At 70.2% G+C, this 19,269-nt stretch carries 17 protein-coding genes and 1 riboswitch; of the genes, 9 read left to right on the top strand and 8 right to left on the bottom strand.

What is annotated here, in order from left to right; genetic code table 11:
* Positions 1 to 115 precede the first annotated feature (115 nt).
* Both ACZ4VT_RS05950 and ACZ4VT_RS05945 read right to left on the bottom strand, forming a co-directional pair.
* Positions 116 to 1,585 carry a sensor histidine kinase gene (locus ACZ4VT_RS05950; protein ID WP_467947190.1) on the bottom strand — a complete coding sequence of 490 codons (1,470 nt, stop codon included), beginning with the start codon at positions 1,583 to 1,585 and terminating at the stop codon, positions 116 to 118.
* 392 nt (positions 1,586 to 1,977) lie between these two features.
* Positions 1,978 to 2,574: a TetR/AcrR family transcriptional regulator gene (locus tag ACZ4VT_RS05945; RefSeq protein ID WP_467947008.1), complete on the bottom strand. Its 597-nt coding sequence runs from the start codon at positions 2,572 to 2,574 to the stop codon at positions 1,978 to 1,980.
* Positions 2,575 to 2,657: 83 nt separating this feature from the next.
* Here ACZ4VT_RS05945 and ACZ4VT_RS05940 point away from each other — a divergent pair, with 83 nt between their 5' ends.
* Both ACZ4VT_RS05940 and nagB read left to right on the top strand, forming a co-directional pair.
* Positions 2,658 to 3,419: an SDR family oxidoreductase gene (locus ACZ4VT_RS05940; RefSeq protein ID WP_467947006.1), complete on the top strand. Its 762-nt coding sequence runs from the start codon at positions 2,658 to 2,660 to the stop codon at positions 3,417 to 3,419.
* Positions 3,420 to 3,569: 150 nt separating this feature from the next.
* On the top strand, positions 3,570 to 4,355 hold the full coding sequence (gene nagB, locus ACZ4VT_RS05935) for a glucosamine-6-phosphate deaminase (RefSeq protein WP_351291635.1): 786 nt from the start codon (positions 3,570 to 3,572) through the stop codon (positions 4,353 to 4,355).
* A gap of 125 nt (positions 4,356 to 4,480) precedes the next feature.
* Here nagB and ACZ4VT_RS05930 read toward each other — a convergent pair whose 3' ends face one another.
* From ACZ4VT_RS05930 to ACZ4VT_RS05915, 4 genes are all read right to left on the bottom strand, one after another.
* Positions 4,481 to 5,962 (bottom strand): glycoside hydrolase family 3 protein, encoded by a 1,482-nt coding sequence (locus ACZ4VT_RS05930; RefSeq protein ID WP_467947004.1) that lies wholly within the window; start codon positions 5,960 to 5,962, stop codon positions 4,481 to 4,483.
* 8 nt (positions 5,963 to 5,970) lie between these two features.
* Positions 5,971 to 6,849 carry a carbohydrate ABC transporter permease gene (locus ACZ4VT_RS05925; RefSeq protein WP_467947002.1) on the bottom strand — a complete coding sequence of 293 codons (879 nt, stop codon included), beginning with the start codon at positions 6,847 to 6,849 and terminating at the stop codon, positions 5,971 to 5,973.
* Complete coding sequence (locus tag ACZ4VT_RS05920) at positions 6,846 to 7,865, bottom strand: carbohydrate ABC transporter permease (protein WP_351583352.1); 1,020 nt, start codon at positions 7,863 to 7,865, stop codon at positions 6,846 to 6,848. The genes ACZ4VT_RS05925 and ACZ4VT_RS05920 overlap by 4 nt, the downstream gene beginning before the upstream one ends.
* 125 nt (positions 7,866 to 7,990) lie before the next feature.
* Positions 7,991 to 9,271, bottom strand: coding sequence for an extracellular solute-binding protein (locus ACZ4VT_RS05915; protein ID WP_467946999.1), 1,281 nt, complete (start codon positions 9,269 to 9,271; stop codon positions 7,991 to 7,993).
* 289 nt (positions 9,272 to 9,560) lie between these two features.
* Between ACZ4VT_RS05915 and ACZ4VT_RS05910 the strand changes: the two genes are divergently transcribed.
* The 3 genes from ACZ4VT_RS05910 (at position 9,561) to ACZ4VT_RS05900 (ending at position 12,905) form a co-directional block, all read left to right on the top strand.
* Positions 9,561 to 10,325 (top strand): GntR family transcriptional regulator, encoded by a 765-nt coding sequence (locus ACZ4VT_RS05910; RefSeq protein ID WP_030709888.1) that lies wholly within the window; start codon positions 9,561 to 9,563, stop codon positions 10,323 to 10,325.
* A 199-nt stretch (positions 10,326 to 10,524) separates the two neighbouring features.
* Positions 10,525 to 12,711 carry a carbon starvation CstA family protein gene (locus tag ACZ4VT_RS05905; RefSeq protein ID WP_467946997.1) on the top strand — a complete coding sequence of 729 codons (2,187 nt, stop codon included), beginning with the start codon at positions 10,525 to 10,527 and terminating at the stop codon, positions 12,709 to 12,711.
* Positions 12,708 to 12,905 (top strand): CstA-like transporter-associated (seleno)protein, encoded by a 198-nt coding sequence (locus tag ACZ4VT_RS05900; protein WP_467946995.1) that lies wholly within the window; start codon positions 12,708 to 12,710, stop codon positions 12,903 to 12,905. Before ACZ4VT_RS05905 ends, ACZ4VT_RS05900 begins: the two co-directional genes overlap by 4 nt.
* A gap of 48 nt (positions 12,906 to 12,953) precedes the next feature.
* Here ACZ4VT_RS05900 and ACZ4VT_RS05895 read toward each other — a convergent pair whose 3' ends face one another.
* Positions 12,954 to 13,538: a Uma2 family endonuclease gene (locus ACZ4VT_RS05895; RefSeq protein WP_467946993.1), complete on the bottom strand. Its 585-nt coding sequence runs from the start codon at positions 13,536 to 13,538 to the stop codon at positions 12,954 to 12,956.
* Positions 13,539 to 13,616: 78 nt separating this feature from the next.
* On the opposite strand from ACZ4VT_RS05895, the gene ACZ4VT_RS05890 reads away from it, so the two are divergent.
* From ACZ4VT_RS05890 to ACZ4VT_RS05880, 3 genes are all read left to right on the top strand, one after another.
* Complete coding sequence (locus ACZ4VT_RS05890) at positions 13,617 to 14,111, top strand: GNAT family N-acetyltransferase (RefSeq protein ID WP_467946991.1); 495 nt, start codon at positions 13,617 to 13,619, stop codon at positions 14,109 to 14,111.
* Between the two features lie 41 nt (positions 14,112 to 14,152).
* A riboswitch (cobalamin riboswitch) is annotated at positions 14,153 to 14,284 on the top strand.
* 145 nt (positions 14,285 to 14,429) lie between these two features.
* Complete coding sequence (locus ACZ4VT_RS05885) at positions 14,430 to 16,847, top strand: ribonucleoside-diphosphate reductase subunit alpha (protein ID WP_467946989.1); 2,418 nt, start codon at positions 14,430 to 14,432, stop codon at positions 16,845 to 16,847.
* Positions 16,847 to 17,863 carry a ribonucleotide-diphosphate reductase subunit beta gene (locus ACZ4VT_RS05880; protein ID WP_467946988.1) on the top strand — a complete coding sequence of 339 codons (1,017 nt, stop codon included), beginning with the start codon at positions 16,847 to 16,849 and terminating at the stop codon, positions 17,861 to 17,863. The genes ACZ4VT_RS05885 and ACZ4VT_RS05880 overlap by 1 nt, the downstream gene beginning before the upstream one ends.
* 131 nt (positions 17,864 to 17,994) lie before the next feature.
* Here ACZ4VT_RS05880 and ACZ4VT_RS05875 read toward each other — a convergent pair whose 3' ends face one another.
* Positions 17,995 to 18,219, bottom strand: coding sequence for a hypothetical protein (locus ACZ4VT_RS05875; protein WP_467946986.1), 225 nt, complete (start codon positions 18,217 to 18,219; stop codon positions 17,995 to 17,997).
* 81 nt (positions 18,220 to 18,300) lie between these two features.
* Between ACZ4VT_RS05875 and ACZ4VT_RS05870 the strand changes: the two genes are divergently transcribed.
* Positions 18,301 to 19,266: a helix-turn-helix domain-containing protein gene (locus ACZ4VT_RS05870; protein ID WP_467946984.1), complete on the top strand. Its 966-nt coding sequence runs from the start codon at positions 18,301 to 18,303 to the stop codon at positions 19,264 to 19,266.
* Positions 19,267 to 19,269 lie beyond the last annotated feature (3 nt).

The following is a 19,269-nucleotide window of genomic DNA, read 5'->3' as shown; positions in this document are numbered from 1 at the left end:
GGGCCCCGGACCGATCACCATTCGGTCCGGGGCTCAGTGCTTTTCCGGTCACACCGAGTGATCTTCCCCGGCTCCGCCGCACGTCACCCCTGGTGACGGAGCGTTACCGCTGCGGCTACTTCTGGGGGCTCGACGGCAGGTCGAGGACGACCTTGGTACCGCGCGGCTGCGCCGGGACCATGTCGAACGTTCCGCCGAGCTCCCCCTCCACGAGGGTCCGTACGATCTGCAGCCCGAGGTTGCCGGCCCGCTGGGGATCGAATCCCTCGGGCAGACCGCTGCCGTCGTCGAGCACGGTGATCAGCAGCCGTCCGTCGGTGCGGCCGGTCCCGGTGCGGGTCGCGGCCACCTCCACGGTGCCCCCCTCGCCCTGGGTGAAGGCGTGCTCCAGGGCGTTCTGCAGGATCTCGGTCAGCACCATCGACAGCGGAGTGGCGACCTCCGCGTCCAGGATCCCGAACCGGCCGGTGCGCCGGCAGTCGACCTTGCCGGGCGAGATCTCCGAGACCATCGCGATCACGCGGTCGGCGATCTCGTCGAACTCGACCCGCTCGTCAAGGTTCTGAGACAGCGTCTCGTGCACGATCGCGATCGAACCGACGCGGCGCACGGCCTCGTTGAGCGCCTCGCGGCCCTGTGGAGAATCCATTCGGCGGGCCTGGAGCCGCAGGAGCGCGGCCACCGTCTGGAGGTTGTTCTTCACCCGGTGGTGGATCTCCCGGATGGTCGCGTCCTTGGTGATGAGTTCACGTTCGCGACGGCGCAGTTCGGTGACGTCGCGGCAGAGCACCAGGGAGCCGATCCGGGTCCCCTTCGGCTTGAGCGGGATCGTGCGCAACTGGATGACCCCGCCGTTCCCCTCGACCTCGGTCTCCCTGGGGGCCCAGCCACTGGCGAGTTTGACCAGGGCCTCGTCCACCGGGCCGCGGGAGGGGGCGAGTTCGGCGGTGGTGTTGCCCAGGTGCTGGCCGACGAGGTCGGAGGCGAGGCCGAGCCGGTGGTAGGCGGAGAGCGCGTTGGGGGACGCGTAGGTGACCACGCCGTCGGCGTCGAGCCGGATCAGGCCGTCCCCGACGCGCGGGGAGGCGTCCATGTCGACCTGCTGGCCGGGGAACGGGAAGGAGCCCGCGGCGATCATCTGGGCCAGGTCGGAGGCGGACTGGAGGTAGGTCAGCTCCAGCCGGCTCGGTGTACGCACGGTGAGCAGGTTCGTGTTGCGAGCGATCACTCCCAGTACCCGTCCCTCGCGGCGGACGGGGATCGACTCGACGCGGACCGGCACCTCCTCGCGCCACTCCGGGTCGCCCTCGCGCACGATCCGGCCCTCGTCGAGCGCGGCGTCCAGGAGCGGGCGGCGGCCGCGCGGGACCAAGTGACCGACCATGTCGTCCTGGTACGAGGTGGGGCCGGTGTTCGGGCGCATCTGGGCGACCGAGACGTACCGCGTGCCGTCGAGGGTGGGCACCCACAGCACGAGGTCGGCGAAGGAAAGATCGGAGAGCAGTTGCCACTCCGAGACCAGCAGGTGGAGCCACTCCAGGTCGGTTTCACTGAGAGCGGTGTGCTGGCGTACGAGGTCGTTCATGGAGGGCACGTTGCGAGCGTACCCCGGGTACGCGTGATGACTTTCCCCACGACGGTACTCAGGAGTATCCAGGAAGGCCGCGGGCCGCGTACTGTTGGAGGAAGCGACGGGTTTCCACGTCCCGTCATTGGATGGACAGAACAGAATGGTCTAGTCCACAATTGGGTAAGCTTCCGCCCTCCCCGCACAGGAGGACGGATCGAGGTAAGCCGCGCGCTCTGCCCTGACCGCGCAGGCACCTCCCACCGGCCGTCGGGAACCGCACACCTGTCGGCCGTAAGTACTCCGGGCTACGGTGCCGGACGGGTTGAGGGTCCCGTCCTGCACCGTGGCCCAGAGGAATTTCCGGGCCCGATTTCCGGGCCGGACCCGCGCCGGACCCGCACCGGCGACTACGCCGGCGGCCAGGCCAGCAGGGCCCGCTCCGCGACCGCCTCCAGCTCTTCCCGGCTCGCCCCGTCGCGCGCCTGCTGGGACATCCCCTGAACCACCGCCCCGGTGTACCGGGCCAGCGCCCGCGCGTCCGTGTCCGCGGGCAGTACACCGGTGGCCACGTCGGCCCGGATCCGGCTCTCGAACATCTCCAGGCCGGCGTTGCGCCGCTCGCGCAGGGCCGCCGCCACCTCGTCCGAGGTGGTGTTGACCGCGGCGCTGATGACCAGGCAGCCGCGCGGGTGGGCCGGGTCGGTGTACACCTCGGCCGCCTCGCGCAGGATGCGTCCGACCGCGGCCCGGGCGGTGGGCTCCTCGGCCAGCGCCACGCTCGCGAAGTCCCCGTACCGGCCGCCGTACACGGTCACGACCTCGTCGAAGAGCCTGCGCTTGTCACCGAAGGCCGCGTAGAGGCTGGGCGCGCTGATGCCGAGCAGGGCGGTCAGGTCGGAGATGGAGGTCGCCTCGTAACCGCGCTCCCAGAAGGCGGTCATCGCCTTGTCGAGGGCGGCGTCGCGGTCGAAGGAACGGGGTCTGCCGCGTTGTCCGGTCACCATGCCCGCATTCTATAGCGGGCACTAAGGAATCTGATACGGTCCTTTCTGTAGCGACCGTTATCGATTACGGAGGGGGGCGCGTCATGGGCGTGCTCACGGGGAAGACGGCACTGGTCACGGGCGGCAGCCGGGGCATCGGACGGGCCGTGGCCGAACGGCTGGCCAGGGACGGGGCGCTGGTCGCCGTGCACTACGGGCGCAACGAGGCCGCGGCGAAGGAGGCGGTGGCGGGCATCGAGGCGGCCGGCGGGCACGCCTTCGCCATCGGGGCCGAGCTGGGGGTCCCCGGGGACGCACAGGCGCTCTGGGCGGCGTACGAGGCCCATCCCGCGCACACCCCGGGTGTGGACATCCTGGTCAACAACGCGGGAGGGGCGACCTTCGCGGGGATCGAGGGGACGGACGAGGAGACGTACGACCGGGCGCACGCCCTGAACGCCAAGGCGCCGTTCTTCGTGATCAAGCACGGGCTGGCGCGGCTGCGCGACGGGGGCCGGATCGTGAACGTGACCGGCACCCCGGAGATCGCGCTGCCGGCGATCCTGGCGACGGTCATGGCGAAGGGTGCGGCGAACGCGATGACCCGCTCGCTCGCCGCCGAGCTGGCCCCGCGCGGGATCACCGTGAACTCGGTGGGCCCCGGAATCATCGAGACGGACCTGAACGCGGGCCTGCTCGCGGACGCGGCGACCCGGGCCCACCTGGCCGCCCGCTCGGTCTTCCACCGGGTGGGCACGGCGCAGGAGGTCGCGGACGTGGTGGCGTTCCTGGCCTCGGCGGACTCCCGCTGGGTCACGGGCCAGCACCTGGACGCGACGGGCGGGCTCCAGCTCGCGCTGATCTAGGGGCGTCTCGGGGGCGTCTCGGGGGCTTGCCGACGGGCCCGGCGCCGGGATCCGGATCACCATGGATAACGACGAGACCCCCGCCACGGGCGCCGGCCTCTGCTAGATTGGTCTATACCACACCACCCACTCCAGATCGGCAGGCCCCGCGTGGAAGTTGTCATCGTCCCGGACGCCAAGGCAGGCGGCGAGCTCATCGCGGAGGCCATGGCCGCCCTGGTGCGCCGCAAGCCCGACGCCCTGCTCGGCGTGGCGACCGGCTCTACCCCGCTGCCCATCTACGAAGCCCTCGCCGCCAAGGTCAAGGCCGGTCAGGTCGACGCCTCCCGGGCCCGCATCTGCCAGCTCGACGAGTACGTCGGCCTGCCGGCCGGGCACCCCGAGTCCTACCGCGCGGTCGTGCTCCGCGAGGTCGTCGAGCCGCTCGGTCTGTCCGAGGCCTCCTTCATGGGCCCCGACGGCTCGGCGCAGGACATAGTCGGCGCGTGCGAGGCGTACGACCGCGCCCTCGCCGAGGCCGGAGGCGTCGACCTCCAGCTGCTCGGCATCGGCACGGACGGCCACATCGGCTTCAACGAGCCGTGCTCCTCGCTCGCCTCCCGCACCCGCATCAAGACGCTGACGGAACAGACCCGCGTGGACAACGCGCGGTTCTTCGACAACGACCTGGACCAGGTGCCGCACCACGTCATCACCCAGGGCATCGGCACCATCCTCGACGCCCGCCACCTGGTCCTGCTGGCCACGGGCGAGGGCAAGGCCGAGGCGGTCGCGCAGACCGTCGAGGGCCCGCTGTCCGCGCTGGTCCCGGCGTCCGCGCTGCAGCTGCACCGGCACGCGACCGTCGTCGTGGACGAGGCCGCCGCGTCGAAGCTGAAGCTGGCGGACTACTTCCGGCACACGTACGCCAACAAGCCCGCCTGGCAGGGCCTGTAGCCGCACCGGCACGACACGAAGGGCCTGCACTCCCCCGGGGAGTGCAGGCCCTTCGCCGTGCGCCGGCGATCAAGGCGCGGGGCCGGGCGGCGCGCGGAAGGCTCCGCGCAGCGGCAACCGCGGGGCTACGCCCCCGCGATGACTTCCGCCGCGGCTCGGCCGCAGACACGGGACGCGCCGTGCGTCGCGATGTGGAGCGCTCCGCGAGGCTCCGCCCGGGGGAGGCCCATCTCGACCACGACCGTGTCCGGCCGCGCGGCGACCAGCGCGTCCAGGGCCCGCGTCATCCACGGGTGCCGGTGCGCGTCGCGGACCACCGCGACGACCGTACGGTCCCCCGCCGCCGCGAGGATGTCCGCGGCCCGGGCCCCCTCCGGGTAGCGGCCCGAGGCGGTCGCGGGTACCAGTGCGGCCAGCTCGTCGGCCACGCCCCACGGCGTCTCGTCGCCCACCGCGATGTTCGCGACCGGGGTCAGCGTCGCCACGTACGGGGCGCAGAGCGGCCGCGGCGAGCCGGTGACGGCGAGGGCGCGGCGGGCCGCGGTCAGCCCGATGCCGGACGCGCGGCTCCCCTCCGGCCGCGCGTCCGGCCGGGCCCGGAGGGTCCACGCGGCGAGCTCGCGGACGCGGGCGGCGGCGTCGGCGAGGCGCTCCTCGGGGAGCGTGCCCTCGCGTACGGCCGCGACCAGCGCGTCGCGCAGCCGCAGGACCGTGGCCTCGTCGGCGAGTCCGCCGCCGACGCAGATGGCGTCGGCGCCCGCCCCGATGGCGAGGACCGAGCCGCGCTCGATCCCGTACGTCCCGGCGATGGCGTTCATCTCCATGCCGTCGGTGACGATGAGGCCCTCGTAGCCGAGCTCCTTGCGCAGCAGGCCGGTCAGGATCTGCGGGCTGAGCGTGGCCGGGCGGGTCGGGTCGAGGGCGGGCACCAGGATGTGCGCGCTCATCACGGCCTTGGTGCCGGCCTCGATGGCCGCCTTGAAGGGGATCAGCTCGCGGGCCTGGAGGGTGTCCAGGTCCACGTCGATGCGCGGCAGGGCGTGGTGCGAGTCGACGCTCGTGTCGCCGTGGCCCGGGAAGTGCTTGGTGCACGCGGCGACGCCGGCGGCCTGGAGGCCCTCGACATAGGCGGCGGTGTGCCGGGCGGCGAGGTGGGTGTCGGCGCCGAAGGACCGTACGCCGATGACGGGGTTGTCCGGGTTGGAGTTGACGTCCGCGGACGGGGCCCAGTTGAGGTTGACCCCGCACTCGGCGAGGCGGCGGCCCAGCTCGCGGGCGACGTCCCGGGTGAGGCCGGTGTCGTCGACGGCGCCGAGGGCCAGGTTGCCCGGGAAGGACGAGCCGCCGCGGACCTCCAGGCGGGTGACGTCACCGCCCTCCTCGTCGATGGCGACCAGGACGTCGTCCCGCTCGGCGCGCAGCTGTGCGGTCAGCGCGGCGAGCTGCTCGGGCGAGGCGATGTTGCGGCCGAACAGGCCGACGGCGGTGAGGCCTTCGCCGACCCGGCGGAGCAGCCAGGCGGGGGCGGTGGTGCCCTCGAAGCCGGGCTGGAGTACCGCGAGGGCGTCCCGGGTGAGCGTGTCGGTCTGGTGCGCAAGGACAGTCATGGCGGCCGTTATCCCTTCACGGCGCCGGCGGTCATCCCGCCGACGGCCTTGCGCTGGAGGAAGATGAAGATGAGCAGGACCGGGACCGCGAAGAGGGAGGACGCGGCCATGGTGGCGCCCCAGTCGTTGCCGAAGGCCGACATGAACTCGGTCAGCCACAGCGGCAGGGTCTGCGCGCTCTTGTCCTTGTTGAGGATCAGGACCATGGCGAACTCGTTCCAGGCCGTGATGAAGCCGAAGAGCGAGGTGGACATCAGGCCGGGGGCCAGCAGCGGGAAGATCACCTTGCGGAAGGCCTGGCCGCGGGTGCAGCCGTCGATCTGGGCCGCCTCCTCCAGGGTCACCGGGACGGCGGCGATGAAGCCGCGCAGGGTCCAGATGGTGAAGGGGAGGATCATCACGAAGTAGATCGCGGTGAGCAGCGGGAGGCTGTTCAGCATCTCGCCGTCGCGGGCGATCATGTACATCGCGATGACCATGACCTCCCAGGGGGCCATCTGGGCCATCATCACGGTGAGGACGAGGCCCTTGCGGCCCTTGAACCTCATCCGGGCGATGGCGAAGCTCGCGGCGAGGGCGACGAGCAGGGCCAGCGCGACGGCGCCGACGGTCACCAGGACGCTGTTGGTGACGTACGTCCAGAAGTTGGAGACCCCGGTGGCCTTGCTGAAGTTGTCGAGCGTCGGGGTGAAGACGAAGACCGGGTCCTTCGTGAGCATCTGACTCGACGGCTTGAGGGCCGAGGAGAACATCCAGTACACGGGGAACACGAAGACCAGGGCGAGGAGGAGCGCGCCGAGGTTCTTGGCCACGGTGGCGGGGCGGACCGGCCGGCGCTTGCGGAGCTGCTGCGCGGGCTTCGGCGCGGTGGTGGTGGGGCTGCTCACTGCTCCTCCTCCTGCTTCAGGATCAGGCGGAAGTAGAAGGACATGACGACCACGAGGATCAGGATCGTCAGGACGGAGATCGCGGCGGCGAGGCCGTAGTGGGCCTGGCTCTGGCCCTCGACGTAGGCGAAGACCGGGAGGATCTCGGAGCCGCGGTCGGGGCCGCCCTTGTTCATCGCGTAGACCTGGGTGAAGGCCTTGAACACCCAGATCACCTCGAGGAACGTGGTGATGAGGAAGAACGGCTTGAGGTTCGGGAAGACGATCTTCCAGAAGGTCTGCCAGCCGTTGGCGCCGTCCATCCGGGCGGCCTCGTACAGCTCGGCCCCGACCGTGGTCAGTCCGGCGTACATGTTGAGGGCGACGAAGGGGATGGAGCCCCAGACCACCAGGACGGTGACGATCGTCAGGGTCGAGAGGCCCGTCTGCATCCAGTTGTGCTGCTCGTAGCCGGCGAAACCGGCGGTGCGCATCACCCAGTTCATGACGCCGAACTGCTCGTCGAACAGCCACTTGAAGACCTGCACCGAGGCCACGATGGGCATGGCCCAGGCCATCACCAGCGCCATCGACAGGACCAGGCGCATCTTCTTGCCGAGCCGGTTCAGCAGGATGCCGATGAGGCTGCCGAGCACCATGATCAGCGCGACGTTGGCGGCGGTGAAGGCGAAGCTGCGGACGACCACGGTCCAGAAGTCCGCGTCACCGATCAGCTCGGTGTAGTTGGAGAATCCCGCGAAGGGGTACTTCCGCTGGATGAACTCGATCTTGTTGATGTCCTGGAAGGACAGGATCACGTTCTTGATCAGCGGGTACAGCAGCAGTGTCGCGAGGGCGAGCACCGCGGGCCCGACCAGCAGGTAGGGCAGCCACCCCGAGGGGAGCGACTTTCTGCCCCCGCGAGGAGACGTGGGACCGGAACCGGTCGGGGACGCGGACTTCTCGGGCCGTCCGGCGGACTTCTGTGGTGCGTCCTGTGGAGCGGCGGTCATCGCTCCCTGGGAGTGCACGGTCATGGCGTGGCTTCCTCGCGGTTGACTGTGGAGTCAAATGCGCGACGGGGGGCACGGCGGCGGCCTGGCGCCTGCCGTGCCCCCAGTGCGCTCACACTGCTGGGTGGTGCGGGAACTGCGGGGTGGGACTACTTGTTGATGCGGTTCGCGATTTCCTTGTCCGCGTCCGCGCCCGCCTTGGCGGCGTCCTCACCGTTCAGGACCTTGGTCATGAACTCCTTGATGGGGTTCGGCTCGGTCTCGACGTTCGCCCAGCCCGCGGTGACCGGAGTGATCTTGCCGTTGGCGCCGGCCTTGCCCATGGCCTCGGCGAAGGAGCCGGCGGCCGGGGTGAAGTTCGCACCGGCCTGGTTCGGCAGCAGCGCGCCCTTGGTCTCGGCGGCGTACTTGGTCATCTGGTCCTTGCCTGCGGCGAGGGCCAGCCACTCCTTGGCGAGCTCCTTGTTCTTGGAGCGCTCGGCGATGGCGAGGTTCGAGCCGCCGAGGAAGACGGTGCTGGTCTTGTCCGCGGTCTTGCCCGGGATCGGGAAGTAGCCGAAGTCGGCCTCCTTGCCCGCGTCCTTCAGGGCCTTCTCGGCGCCGCCGGCCTCCCAGCCGAGACCGATCCAGGAGGCGACGCCACCCTTGGGAACGATGTCGGTGGACTGCTGCGGGTTGGCCTCGTCCTTGTCCTTGGGGGCGGTGGAGAAGGACTGGAGCTTCTTGTAGAACTCCACGGCGGAAGCGGCCTGCGGGGTGCCGAGTCCGCCCTTCCACTTGGCGCCGTCCTTGACGGCGAGCTCGCCGCCCTCGTCCCAGACGAAGCCCGCGAGGACGTACCAGCTCTGGCCGGGCAGGTAGATCGGCTGCGAGGCCGGGTCGGCCGCCTTCAGCTTCTCCAGACCGGCGATCCACTCGTCGCGGGTCTTCGGCGGGGTGACGCCGGCCTTCTCGTAGGCCTTCTTGTCGTAGATGACGACGCGGTTGGCGGCGTACCACGGGGCGGAGTAGAGCTTGCCGTCGATCTCGGCCGAGGCGAGCATGCTCTTCTGCCAGGCGTCGGCGCCGAGCTTGGCCTTGTCCTTCGTCAGGTCGGCGAGGCCGCCGGTGACCGCGTAGCCGGCGGTCTGGGTGTTGCCGAGCTCCAGGACGTCCGGCGGGTTGTTCTCGGAGAGGGCGGTGGTGACCTTCTCCTGGATACCGGTCCACTTCTGCTCTTCGACCTTGACCGTGACACCGGGGTGCTTGGCCGAGAACTCCTTGTTGACCTCGTCGATCCAGGCCTTCGGCGCGGAGCCGTCCATCACCCAGACGGTGATCTCCTTGGGGCCCGCGTCGGCCTTGGCCTTGTCGTCGCCGCCGTTGCCGCACGCCGCGACTCCGGCCATCATGCCCGCGACACTGACCGCCACGATGAGCTTGCGCTTCACGCCACCCTCCTCAGGGATGCCTGCCTGCACTTCCCTCGCCCGCCGCGGTGACATACGCGAAGTACTGCCGTGGGGCCGGGATCTGATCCATATTGGTTTAGACCAGTAGCTGGAGCTTGGCCTAGACCTTTAGGGGTGTCAAGGGTCTAATGAGCGGGTGCCCGGTCCGTTATCGGACCGACACCTGGGGAGAGAGAAGGCCTGTCCCCCCTTACGTGTCACCATGTGACCGCACATATCGGAGGAGCCGGTGACGGCAGCGAAACTGGAGTCGGGAAGGCGGGCGGCGATGGCCACCGAAGGGGCGACCACGGAGCCGGACGGCGGGGCAGCGACCCGCACGGCACGTGTTCCCAAGTACTACCGACTCAAGCGGCACTTGCTCGACATGACCGAGACACTGCCACCCGGCACCCCGGTCCCGCCGGAGCGCACGCTCGCGGCCGAATTCGACACCTCGCGGACCACCGTCCGGCAGGCCCTCCAGGAACTGGTCGTAGAGGGACGACTGGAGCGGATCCAGGGCAAAGGCACCTTCGTCGCCAAGCCCAAGGTCTCCCAGGCACTGCAACTCACCTCGTACACCGAGGACATGCGGGCCCAGGGTCTCGAACCGACCTCCCAGCTCCTCGACATCGGCTACGTGACGGCCGACGACACCCTCGCCGGGCTGCTCAAGATCACCACCGGCGGACGGGTGCTGCGCATCGAACGGCTGCGCCTGGCCAGCGGCGAGCCGATGGCCATCGAGACCACGCACCTGTCGGCCAAGCGCTTCCCCGCGCTGCGCCGTTCGCTCGCCAAGTACACCTCCCTGTACACCGCCCTCGCCGAGGTGTACGACGTCCACCTGGCCGAGGCCGAGGAGACGATCGAGACCTCGCTGGCCACCCCGCGCGAGGCCGGCCTGCTCGGCACCGACGTCGGCCTGCCGATGCTGATGCTGTCGCGGCACTCGCTGGACGCCGACGGGGAACCGGTGGAGTGGGTGCGGTCCGTCTACCGCGGGGACCGGTACAAGTTCGTCGCCCGGCTCAAGCGCCCAGCCGTCTGACCTCGAACGTTCGGTCCCGTCCGAGCCCGTCCGGCCCCGCCCGCCGGATCCCGGCCTACCGAATTCCTTCACATACCGGAATGCGGACGGACCCTTACGCTGACCGGGCAATCCCCCGTAGATTCCCTGCCCTTACGCAGATGATCGACGAGGGGACGAGGTCATGCCTGAACCGGAAGCAACAGGGACAGAACGGGACATGGCGAGTCCGGGCACCACGCCCGGCTCGCCCTCTCCCAGGTCCATCGCCGTGTGGGTGCTCGTCGGACTCGTCGGCGCCATCGGCTGGGGGGTGCTCGCGCTCTCCCGCGGCGAGGAGATCTCCGCCGCCTGGCTGCTCGCCGCCGCACTGGGCTCGTACGCCATCGGCTACCGCTTCTACGCACGCTTCATCTCGGACCGCGTGCTCAAGGTGGACAAGACGCGGGCCACCCCCGCCGAACGCCTCGACAACGGTGTCGACTTCCATCCCACCGACCGCCGGGTGCTCTTCGGCCACCACTTCGCCGCCGTCGCCGGTGCCGGCCCGCTGGTCGGACCGGTGCTCGCCGCGCAGATGGGCTACCTGCCCGGGACCATCTGGATCGTCGCGGGCGTCATCTTCGCCGGGGCCGTCCAGGACATGGTCACCCTGTTCTTCTCCACCCGCCGCGACGGGCGCTCGCTGGGCCAGATGGCCCGGGACGAGATCGGCCCCGTCGGCGGGGCCGCCGCACTGGTCGCCGTGTTCGCCATCATGATCATCCTGCTGGCGGTGCTGGCCCTGGTCATCGTCAACGCCCTGGCGCACTCCCCCTGGGGCGTGTTCTCCATCGGCATGACCATCCCGATCGCCGTCTTCATGGGCTTCTACCTGCGCGTGCTGCGGCCGGGCCGGGTCACCGAGGTCTCCGTCATCGGCGTCGCACTGCTGCTGCTCGCCATCGTCGCGGGCGGCTGGGTCGCCGAGTCCTCCTTCGCCGGCACCTTCACTTTGGAGAAGGAGACGCTGGTCATCTGGATGGTCGTGTACGGCTTCCTGGCATCGGTCCTGCCGGTGTGGATGCTGCTCGCGCCCCGCGACTACCTCTCCACCTTCATGAAGGTCGGCACCATCGCGCTCCTCGCGCTCGGCGTGGTCATCGCGATGCCCACCCTGAAGATGCCCTCGGTCACCGACTTCGCGGCGAGCGGCGACGGCCCGGTCTTCGCCGGGTCGATGTTCCCCTTCGTCTTCATCACCATCGCCTGCGGCGCGCTCTCCGGCTTCCACGCCCTGGTCTCCTCGGGAACCACCCCGAAGATGATCCAGAAGGAGACCCAGGTCCGCATGATCGGCTACGGCGCGATGCTGACCGAGTCCTTCGTCGCCGTCATGGCGATCATCGCGGCCTGCATCATCGAGCCCGGCCTCTTCTTCGCCGTCAACTCCCCCGGCGGCGTCATCGGCCCCACCGTCGAGTCCGCCTCCCAGGCGGTGACGAACTTCGGCTTCGCCATCTCCCCCGAGGCGCTCACTCAGGCCGCCAAGGACGTCGAGGAAGCCAGCCTGCTCTCCCGCACCGGCGGCGCCCCGACCTTCGCACTCGGAATGTCGGAGATCTTCTCCGCCGTGATCGGCGGCGCGGGCATGAAGGCGTTCTGGTACCACTTCGCGATCATGTTCGAGGCGCTCTTCATCCTGACGACGCTCGACGCGGGCACCCGCGTGGGCCGGTTCATGCTCCAGGACACCCTCGGCAACGTGCACAAGTCCTTCAAGGACGTCAGCTGGAAGCCCGGCGTATGGTTCGCGAGCGCGATCGTCGTCGGCGGCTGGGGCTACTTCCTGTGGGTCGGCATCAAGGACCCGCTGGGCGGCATCAACCAGCTCTTCCCGCTCTTCGGCATCGCCAACCAGCTGCTCGCCGCGGTCGCGCTGGCCGTCTGCACCACGCTGCTGGTCAAGTCCGGGCGGCTCAAGTGGGCCTGGGTGACGGGCGTCCCGCTGGTCTGGGACGCCACGGTGACCCTCACCGCGAGCTACCAGAAGATCTTCTCCGAGGACGTGAAGGTCGGCTTCTTCGCCCAGCGCGACAAGTACCAGGCGGGAATCGACGCCGACAAGGTGCTGGCGCCGGCCAAGAACATGGACGACATGCACACCGTGGTCACCAACGCCACGGTCGACGGCGTGCTCTGCGCCTTCTTCGCCGTCCTGATCATCGTGGTCCTCGCGGATGCCGCCCGGACCTGCCTGAAGGCCGTCCGCGACCCGGGATCGGCGACCCTCTCCGAGGTCCCGTGGACCGAGTCGAAGATCGTCGCCCCGGCCGGACTGATCGCGACCGCCGAGGAGCGGGCGGAGCTCGCCGCGGCCGGCCCGGAGGCGGGCGGCGGCGGGCACGTCAAGGAGCCGGTGGCGTGAGCACCGTACGGAGCGCGCTGGCGAAGGCGCGGTTCTACGTACGGGAGTTCTCGGGGGAGGCGGCGTACGACCGGTACGTCGCCCACGCCCGCTCCCACGACCCGGACGCGGAGGTCCTCACCCGCCGCGCCTTCGAACGCGCCCGCACGGACGCCCGCGAGGCGGACCCCCGCGAGGGCTTCGGCTGCTGCTGAGACCGTACGCACGAAGGGCCCCGCCATCGGCGGGGCCCTTCGGCGTGCTCAGCGCACCCAGTCCTTGAGGACCTCGGTCTGGAGGGTGATGCCGACGGGGTCGGGGAGGTGGATGTCCTTGCCGAAGGGGACAGTGCGGACATTCTCGTAACGGCTGCCGTCCGGCTCGCTGTGGACGGTGATCTCACAGGTGTCCCGGTCGATGAGCAGGTACACCGGAATGCCAGTCTCCGCATAGCCGCGGGGCTTCTCATGTCGGTCGCGGGCGTCCGTGTCGGTGTCGTACGACGTGACCTCCACGACCATCAGTACGGGGTCGGGCTCGGCCCATTCCCCATGCCCTGCGAGAGCGGCGGTCGACACCAGGACGGCGTCGGCACGAGCACGGCCATTGCGGCACCGCTGGATCTTGATCCCTTGCTCGCCGTAGAACCACAGGTCCGGCCGCGACTGCATGCAGATACGCGACAACCACACGATGATCGTCCCGTGGTCCCCATCCGGCACTGCCTTGACCCCCAGCTTCCCGTTGATGAATTCAAACCGCAGCCCCTCGACCTCTCTGGCGGCTATCCGCGCCACGGTCTCGAACTCTTCGGTCAGCATCTGGGGCCGGTCGGTCATCACGGTCATGCCTTGCTCACCTTCCTCGACGGTGCTGCATCCGACGATAACGCCGGGCGCCGACACCCGTCCTGCACACTCGACCGCATGGACATCGTGATCAGGGCGGCGCTGCCCGCCGAGTACGAGCAGTTGGGTGAGATCACCGCGCAGGCCTACGTGGGCGACGGGCTGCTGGGCTCCGGCGAGGCGTTCTACGCGGGCGTGCTGCGCGACGTCGCCGGCCGGGCCGCCGACGGGGAGGTGCTCGTGGCCGTCTACGAGGGCGCCGTGCTCGGCGGCGTGACCTTCGCACCGCCCGGGAGCCCGCTGGCCGACATCGCCGGGCCCGGCGAGGCAGAGTTCCGGATGCTGGCCGTCTCCCGCGAGGCGCGCGGACGCGGCGTCGGCGAGGCCCTGGTGCGGGCCTGCATGGCCAGGGCGCGGGAGCTGGCGGGGGTCACGCACCTGGTGCTGTCGACCCAGCGCGGCATGACCGGGGCCCAGCGGATCTACGAGCGGCTCGGCTTCATCCGCACGCCGGAGCGGGACTGGGCACCCGTTCCCGGGCTGAAATTGCTCACGTTCCGGCTGGAGCTGTAGCCGCACCGACACAACATGTGGGGGGTCGCACAACAGCGCCCCCCCACATGTATGCTCATGGCTGCTGTCGCCGCAGGGGAATCCGGTGCGAATCCGGAACTGTCCCGCAACGGTATGAAGTGTCCGCCTACCGGACACCAAGTCCGAGGACCTGCCGACAGCGCGCCCGGCTCGACCGAACCGGGTGCCGACACGTCCGGGCCTCGCGGTTGGGCCGGTGGACGCCATGCGGTGCGTACGCGTTCCTGCCACGCCCGCATGCGCCCGCTCGCGCCCCGCTCCGCCGATGACCGGGCCGAGCGAGGGAGAGCTCCCGCCGTGACCATCGCGCCTTCCGCACCGCGCGCCGAGTCCGTTTCTGGCGACAACACCGAGGGCCCGGGGGCCACGCTGCTGCGTACCCTCACCGAACTGACGGCGGACCTCCCCGACACCGACCCCGGCCGCGTCGCCGCCGCCGCGCTCCGCGGCCGCAGCTCCGCCGCCGACGACGCCGAACTGCGCGGGCTGGCCACGGAGGCCGCCGCAGGTCTGATCTCCGAGGACCCCGCGTACTCGAAGCTCGCCGCCCGGCTGCTGACGCTGGCCGTGCGCGACGAGGCCGCGAGCCAGGGCTCCACCTCCTTCTCGGCCTCCGTCGAGGTCGGCCACCGCGAGGGCCTCATCGCCGACCGCACGGCCGAGTTCGTGCGCACCCACGCGAGCCGCCTGGACTCCCTCGTCGAGCTCACCCTCGCCGAGGGCGCCGACGACCGCTTCGGCTTCTTCGGCCTGCGCACCCTGCACAGCCGCTACCTGCTGCGCCACCCGATCACCCGTCAGGTCATCGAGACCCCGCAGTACTTCATGCTGCGCGTGGCCTGTGGCCTCGCCGCGGACGAGAGCGTCCAGGCCGTCGAGGAAGTGGCCTCGCTGTACCGGCTGATGAGCCGCCTCGACTACCTGCCCTCCTCCCCCACCCTCTTCAACTCCGGCACCCGGCACCCGCAGATGTCCTCCTGCTACCTGCTGGACTCCCCGCTGGACGAGCTCGACTCGATCTACGACCGCTACCACCAGGTGGCGCGCCTGTCGAAGCACGCGGGCGGCATCGGTTTGTCGTACTCCCGCATCCGCGCCCGCGGTTCCCTGATCCGCGGCACCAACGGCCACTCCAACGGCATCGTGCCGTTCCTGAAGACCCTCGACGCCTCCGTCGCCGCCGTGAACCAGGGCGGCCGCCGCAAGGGTGCCGCCGCCGTCTACCTGGAGACCTGGCACGCGGACATCGAGGAGTTCCTGGAGCTCCGCGACAACACCGGTGAGGACCAGCGCCGTACGCACAACCTGAACCTCGCCCACTGGGTCCCGGACGAGTTCATGCGCCGCGTGAACGCCGACGCCGAGTGGTCGCTGTTCTCCCCGGCCGACGTGCCCGAGCTGGTCGACCTGTGGGGCGACGAGTTCGACGCCGCCTACCGCAAGGCCGAGGCGGAGGGCCTGGCCCGCAAGACCATGCCCGCCCGCGACCTGTACGGCCGGATGATGCGCACCCTCGCGCAGACCGGCCAGGGCTGGATGACCTTCAAGGACGCCTCCAACCGCACGGCGAACCAGACCGCCGAGCCGGGCACGGTCGTCCACTCCTCCAACCTCTGCACCGAGATCATCGAGGTCACCAACGACGGCGAGACGGCCGTCTGCAACCTCGGCTCGGTCAACCTCGGCGCGTTCGTGCTGACGGAGACGGGCGAGATCGACTGGGAGCGGCTGGACGAGACCGTCCGCACCGCCGTGACCTTCCTCGACCGCGTGGTGGACATCAACTTCTACCCGACCGAGCAGGCCGGCCGTTCCAACGCCCGCTGGCGCCCGGTGGGTCTGGGCGCGATGGGCCTCCAGGACGTCTTCTTCAAGCTGAAGCTGCCCTTCGACTCCCCCGAGGCGAAGGCCCTGTCCACCAAGCTCTCCGAGCGCATCATGCTCGCGGCGTACGAGGCCTCGTGCGACCTGGCCGAGCGCAGCGGCCCGCTGCCGGCCTGGGAGCAGACCCGCACCGCGCGCGGCGTCCTGCACCCGGACCACTACGAGACCGAGCTGAACTGGCCGGAGCGCTGGGAGGCGCTGCGCGCCCGCGTCGCGACGTCCGGCATGCGCAACTCGCTGCTCCTCGCCATCGCCCCGACGGCCACGATCGCCTCGATCGCCGGCGTGTACGAGTGCATCGAGCCGCAGGTCTCCAACCTCTTCAAGCGCGAGACGCTCAGCGGTGAGTTCCTCCAGGTGAACGGGTACCTGGTGGAGGAGCTGAAGGCGCTCGGCGTGTGGGACGCCCAGACTCGCGAGGCGCTGCGCGAGTCCTCCGGCTCGGTCCAGGGCTTCGGCTGGATCCCGGCGGAGGTCCGCGAGCTGTACCGCACGGCGTGGGAGATCCCGCAGCGCGGTCTGATCGACATGGCGGCGGCCCGTACGCCGTTCCTGGACCAGTCGCAGTCGCTGAACCTGTTCCTGGAGACGCCCACCATCGGCAAGCTCAGCTCGATGTACGCGTACGCCTGGAAGCAGGGTCTGAAGACCACCTACTACCTTCGCTCGCGCCCGGCCACGAAGATCGCCCGCGCCGCGTCCGCGTCCGCCGTCCCGGCGGCCACCCTCCCCCTGCCTTCGGCGGGGGTCCCCCCGCTCCCGCAGGCCGTCGACGCCGACGCTCTGGCCTGCTCCCTTGAGAACCCCGAGTCCTGCGAGGCCTGCCAGTAATGAGCTCCAACGACAGCAAGAACCTCCTGGACCCGGGCTTCGAGCTCACGCTCCGCCCGATGCGCTACCCGGACTTCTACGAGCGCTACCGGGACGCGATCAAGAACACGTGGACGGTGGAGGAGGTCGACCTCCACTCGGACGTCGCGGACCTGGCGAAGCTGACGCCCTCCGAGCAGCACATGATCGGCCGGCTGGTCGCGTTCTTCGCGACGGGCGACTCGATCGTCTCGAACAACCTGGTGCTGACGCTCTACAAGCACATCAACTCCCCGGAGGCGCGCCTGTACCTGTCGCGCCAGCTGTTCGAGGAGGCCGTGCACGTCCAGTTCTACCTGACGCTGCTCGACACTTACCTTCCCAACCCGGACGACCGGGCGGCCGCGTTCGACGCGGTCGAGGAGATCCCCTCCATCCGCGAGAAGGCGCAGTTCTGCTTCAAGTGGATGGACTCGGTCGAGAAGATCGACCGGCTGGAGACGCAGGCCGACCGCCGCCGCTTCCTGCTGAACCTGATCTGCTTCGCCGCGTGCATCGAGGGCCTGTTCTTCTACGGCGCCTTCGCGTACGTGTACTGGTTCCGCTCGCGCGGCCTGCTGCACGGCCTGGCCACCGGCACCAACTGGGTGTTCCGTGACGAGACCATGCACATGAACTTCGCCTTCGAGGTCGTGGACACGGTCCGCAAGGAGGAGCCGGAGCTCTTCGACGACGCCCTCCAGCAGCAGGTCACCGACATGCTGAAGGAGGCCGTGGAGGCGGAGCTGCAGTTCGGCCGCGACCTGTGCGGCGACGGCCTGCCGGGCATGAACACCGAGTCGATGCGCGAGTACCTGGAGTGCGTCGCCGACCAGCGTCTGGTCCGTCTCGGCTTCGCGCCGGTGTACGGCTCGCAGAACCCGTTCTCGTTCATGGAACTGCAGGGCGTCCAGGAGCTGACGAACTTCTTCGAGCGCCGTCCGTCGGCCTACCAGGTCGCGGTCGAGGGCACGGTCGACCTGGACGAGGACTTCTAAGGGTCCTCCCGTCCCTCCGGCCGGGACGCGGTGAACGCCGCGAAGCCGGGATGCGGTTCACCACCGCGTCCCGGCTTCTCGCGTTTCCGGCGCCCGATCGTCCGGCCTCCCGTGTGCACGGTCGCCCCGGCTCAGTGGGCGACGGGGCCCCAGTGCATCCGGGTGTGCCGGGCGCGGGACCGGTGGACGGTGGGGGGCATGCCGCCGGCCTTCTGGCGCGGCAGCCACACCAGCCGGGTCTCGACGGCCCGCAGCTGCCGGTCGATCCGACGGTCGCGCAGGACCCCGTACAGGCTGGGGGCGAGCACCAGGACGGCGACGGCGAGGACGGTGAGGTAGCTCAGGAACGTGTTCATGTCTCCACTCTCCTCCCGTGGGGAAAACTCGCACAGTGGCAGGACTGTCATGAAAGAGCGAATTACTGCCACACTGGAGGCATGCTGACCAACGTGGCCGTGGCCCTCCTCGACGAGATCGCCCCCTTCGAGTTCGGGATCTTCTGCGAAGTCTTCGGAATCGACCGCAGCGATCACGGACTGCCGGTGTACGACTTCGCCGTCTGCGCGGCGGAGGAAGGCCCCCTGACCATGTCCGGCACCGGTTTCACGGTCTCCCCCGAACACGGGCCGGAGCGGCTGGAGAGTGCCGACCTGATCTGCGTGCCCGCCTTCCGGGACGCGGGCACCCGCGTGTACCCGGAAGCGCTCATGGAGGCGCTGCGCCGCGCGGTGGACCGCGGAGCGCGGGTGGTCAGCGTGTGCAGCGGCGCGTACGTGCTCGGGGCGGCGGGGCTGCTGGACGGCCGGCACTGCACCACGCACTGGATGCACGCCGCGACGCTGGCCCGGCGCTTCCCGCGGGCACTGGTCGACCCGGACGTGCTCTACGTCGACGCGGGCCCGGTGATCACCTCCGCCGGCACCGCCTCCGGCATCGACGCCTGCCTGCACCTCGTCCGCCAGGAGCACGGGGCCGAGGTGGCCAACACCATCGCGCGGCGGATGGTCGTACCGCCGCACCGGGACGGCGGGCAGGCCCAGTACATCGAGCGGCCGCTGCCGCGCACCTCGTGCGACACCGTGGGCGAGGTGATCGAGTGGATGGCCCGCCACCTGGAGGAGGAGATCACCGTCGAGCAGCTCGCGGAGCGCGCGCACATGTCACCGCGCACCTTCGCCCGCCGCTTCCTCCAGGAGACCGGCACCACGCCGTACAAGTGGGTGCTGCGCCAGCGGGTCCTGCTCGCGCAGGAGCTGCTGGAGGCGACCGACGAGACGGTGGACGCGATCGCCGGCCGCTGCGGCTTCGGCAACGCGGCCGCGCTGCGCCACCACTTCCTGCGGACCCTGGGCACCACGCCGAATTCCTTCCGGCGCGCCTTCCGGGGCCCGCAGGCGGCCTGACCG

The sequence above is a fragment of the Streptomyces sp. NPDC029164 genome, from assembly GCF_055563995.1.
The sequence above is the reverse complement of the archived record's forward strand: the minus strand, read 5'-3'. Positions and strand labels throughout refer to the sequence as shown.

Excerpts from the sequence above, each read along its gene's own strand:
- ACZ4VT_RS05940 (WP_467947006.1), top strand. The coding sequence starts at position 2,658 with ATGGGCGTGCTCACGGGGAAGACGGCACTGGTCACGGGCGGCAGCCGG.
- ACZ4VT_RS05870 (WP_467946984.1), top strand. The coding sequence starts at position 18,301 with ATGCTGACCAACGTGGCCGTGGCCCTCCTCGACGAGATCGCCCCCTTC.
- ACZ4VT_RS05875 (WP_467946986.1), bottom strand. The coding sequence starts at position 18,219 with ATGAACACGTTCCTGAGCTACCTCACCGTCCTCGCCGTCGCCGTCCTG.
- ACZ4VT_RS05950 (WP_467947190.1), bottom strand. The coding sequence starts at position 1,585 with ATGAACGACCTCGTACGCCAGCACACCGCTCTCAGTGAAACCGACCTG.
- ACZ4VT_RS05895 (WP_467946993.1), bottom strand. The coding sequence starts at position 13,538 with ATGACCGTGATGACCGACCGGCCCCAGATGCTGACCGAAGAGTTCGAG.
- ACZ4VT_RS05890 (WP_467946991.1), top strand. The coding sequence starts at position 13,617 with ATGGACATCGTGATCAGGGCGGCGCTGCCCGCCGAGTACGAGCAGTTG.
- ACZ4VT_RS05930 (WP_467947004.1), bottom strand. The coding sequence starts at position 5,962 with ATGACTGTCCTTGCGCACCAGACCGACACGCTCACCCGGGACGCCCTC.
- ACZ4VT_RS05910 (WP_030709888.1), top strand. The coding sequence starts at position 9,561 with ATGGCCACCGAAGGGGCGACCACGGAGCCGGACGGCGGGGCAGCGACC.
- ACZ4VT_RS05945 (WP_467947008.1), bottom strand. The coding sequence starts at position 2,574 with ATGGTGACCGGACAACGCGGCAGACCCCGTTCCTTCGACCGCGACGCC.
- ACZ4VT_RS05920 (WP_351583352.1), bottom strand. The coding sequence starts at position 7,865 with ATGACCGTGCACTCCCAGGGAGCGATGACCGCCGCTCCACAGGACGCA.
- ACZ4VT_RS05880 (WP_467946988.1), top strand. The coding sequence starts at position 16,847 with ATGAGCTCCAACGACAGCAAGAACCTCCTGGACCCGGGCTTCGAGCTC.
- ACZ4VT_RS05905 (WP_467946997.1), top strand. The coding sequence starts at position 10,525 with ATGGCGAGTCCGGGCACCACGCCCGGCTCGCCCTCTCCCAGGTCCATC.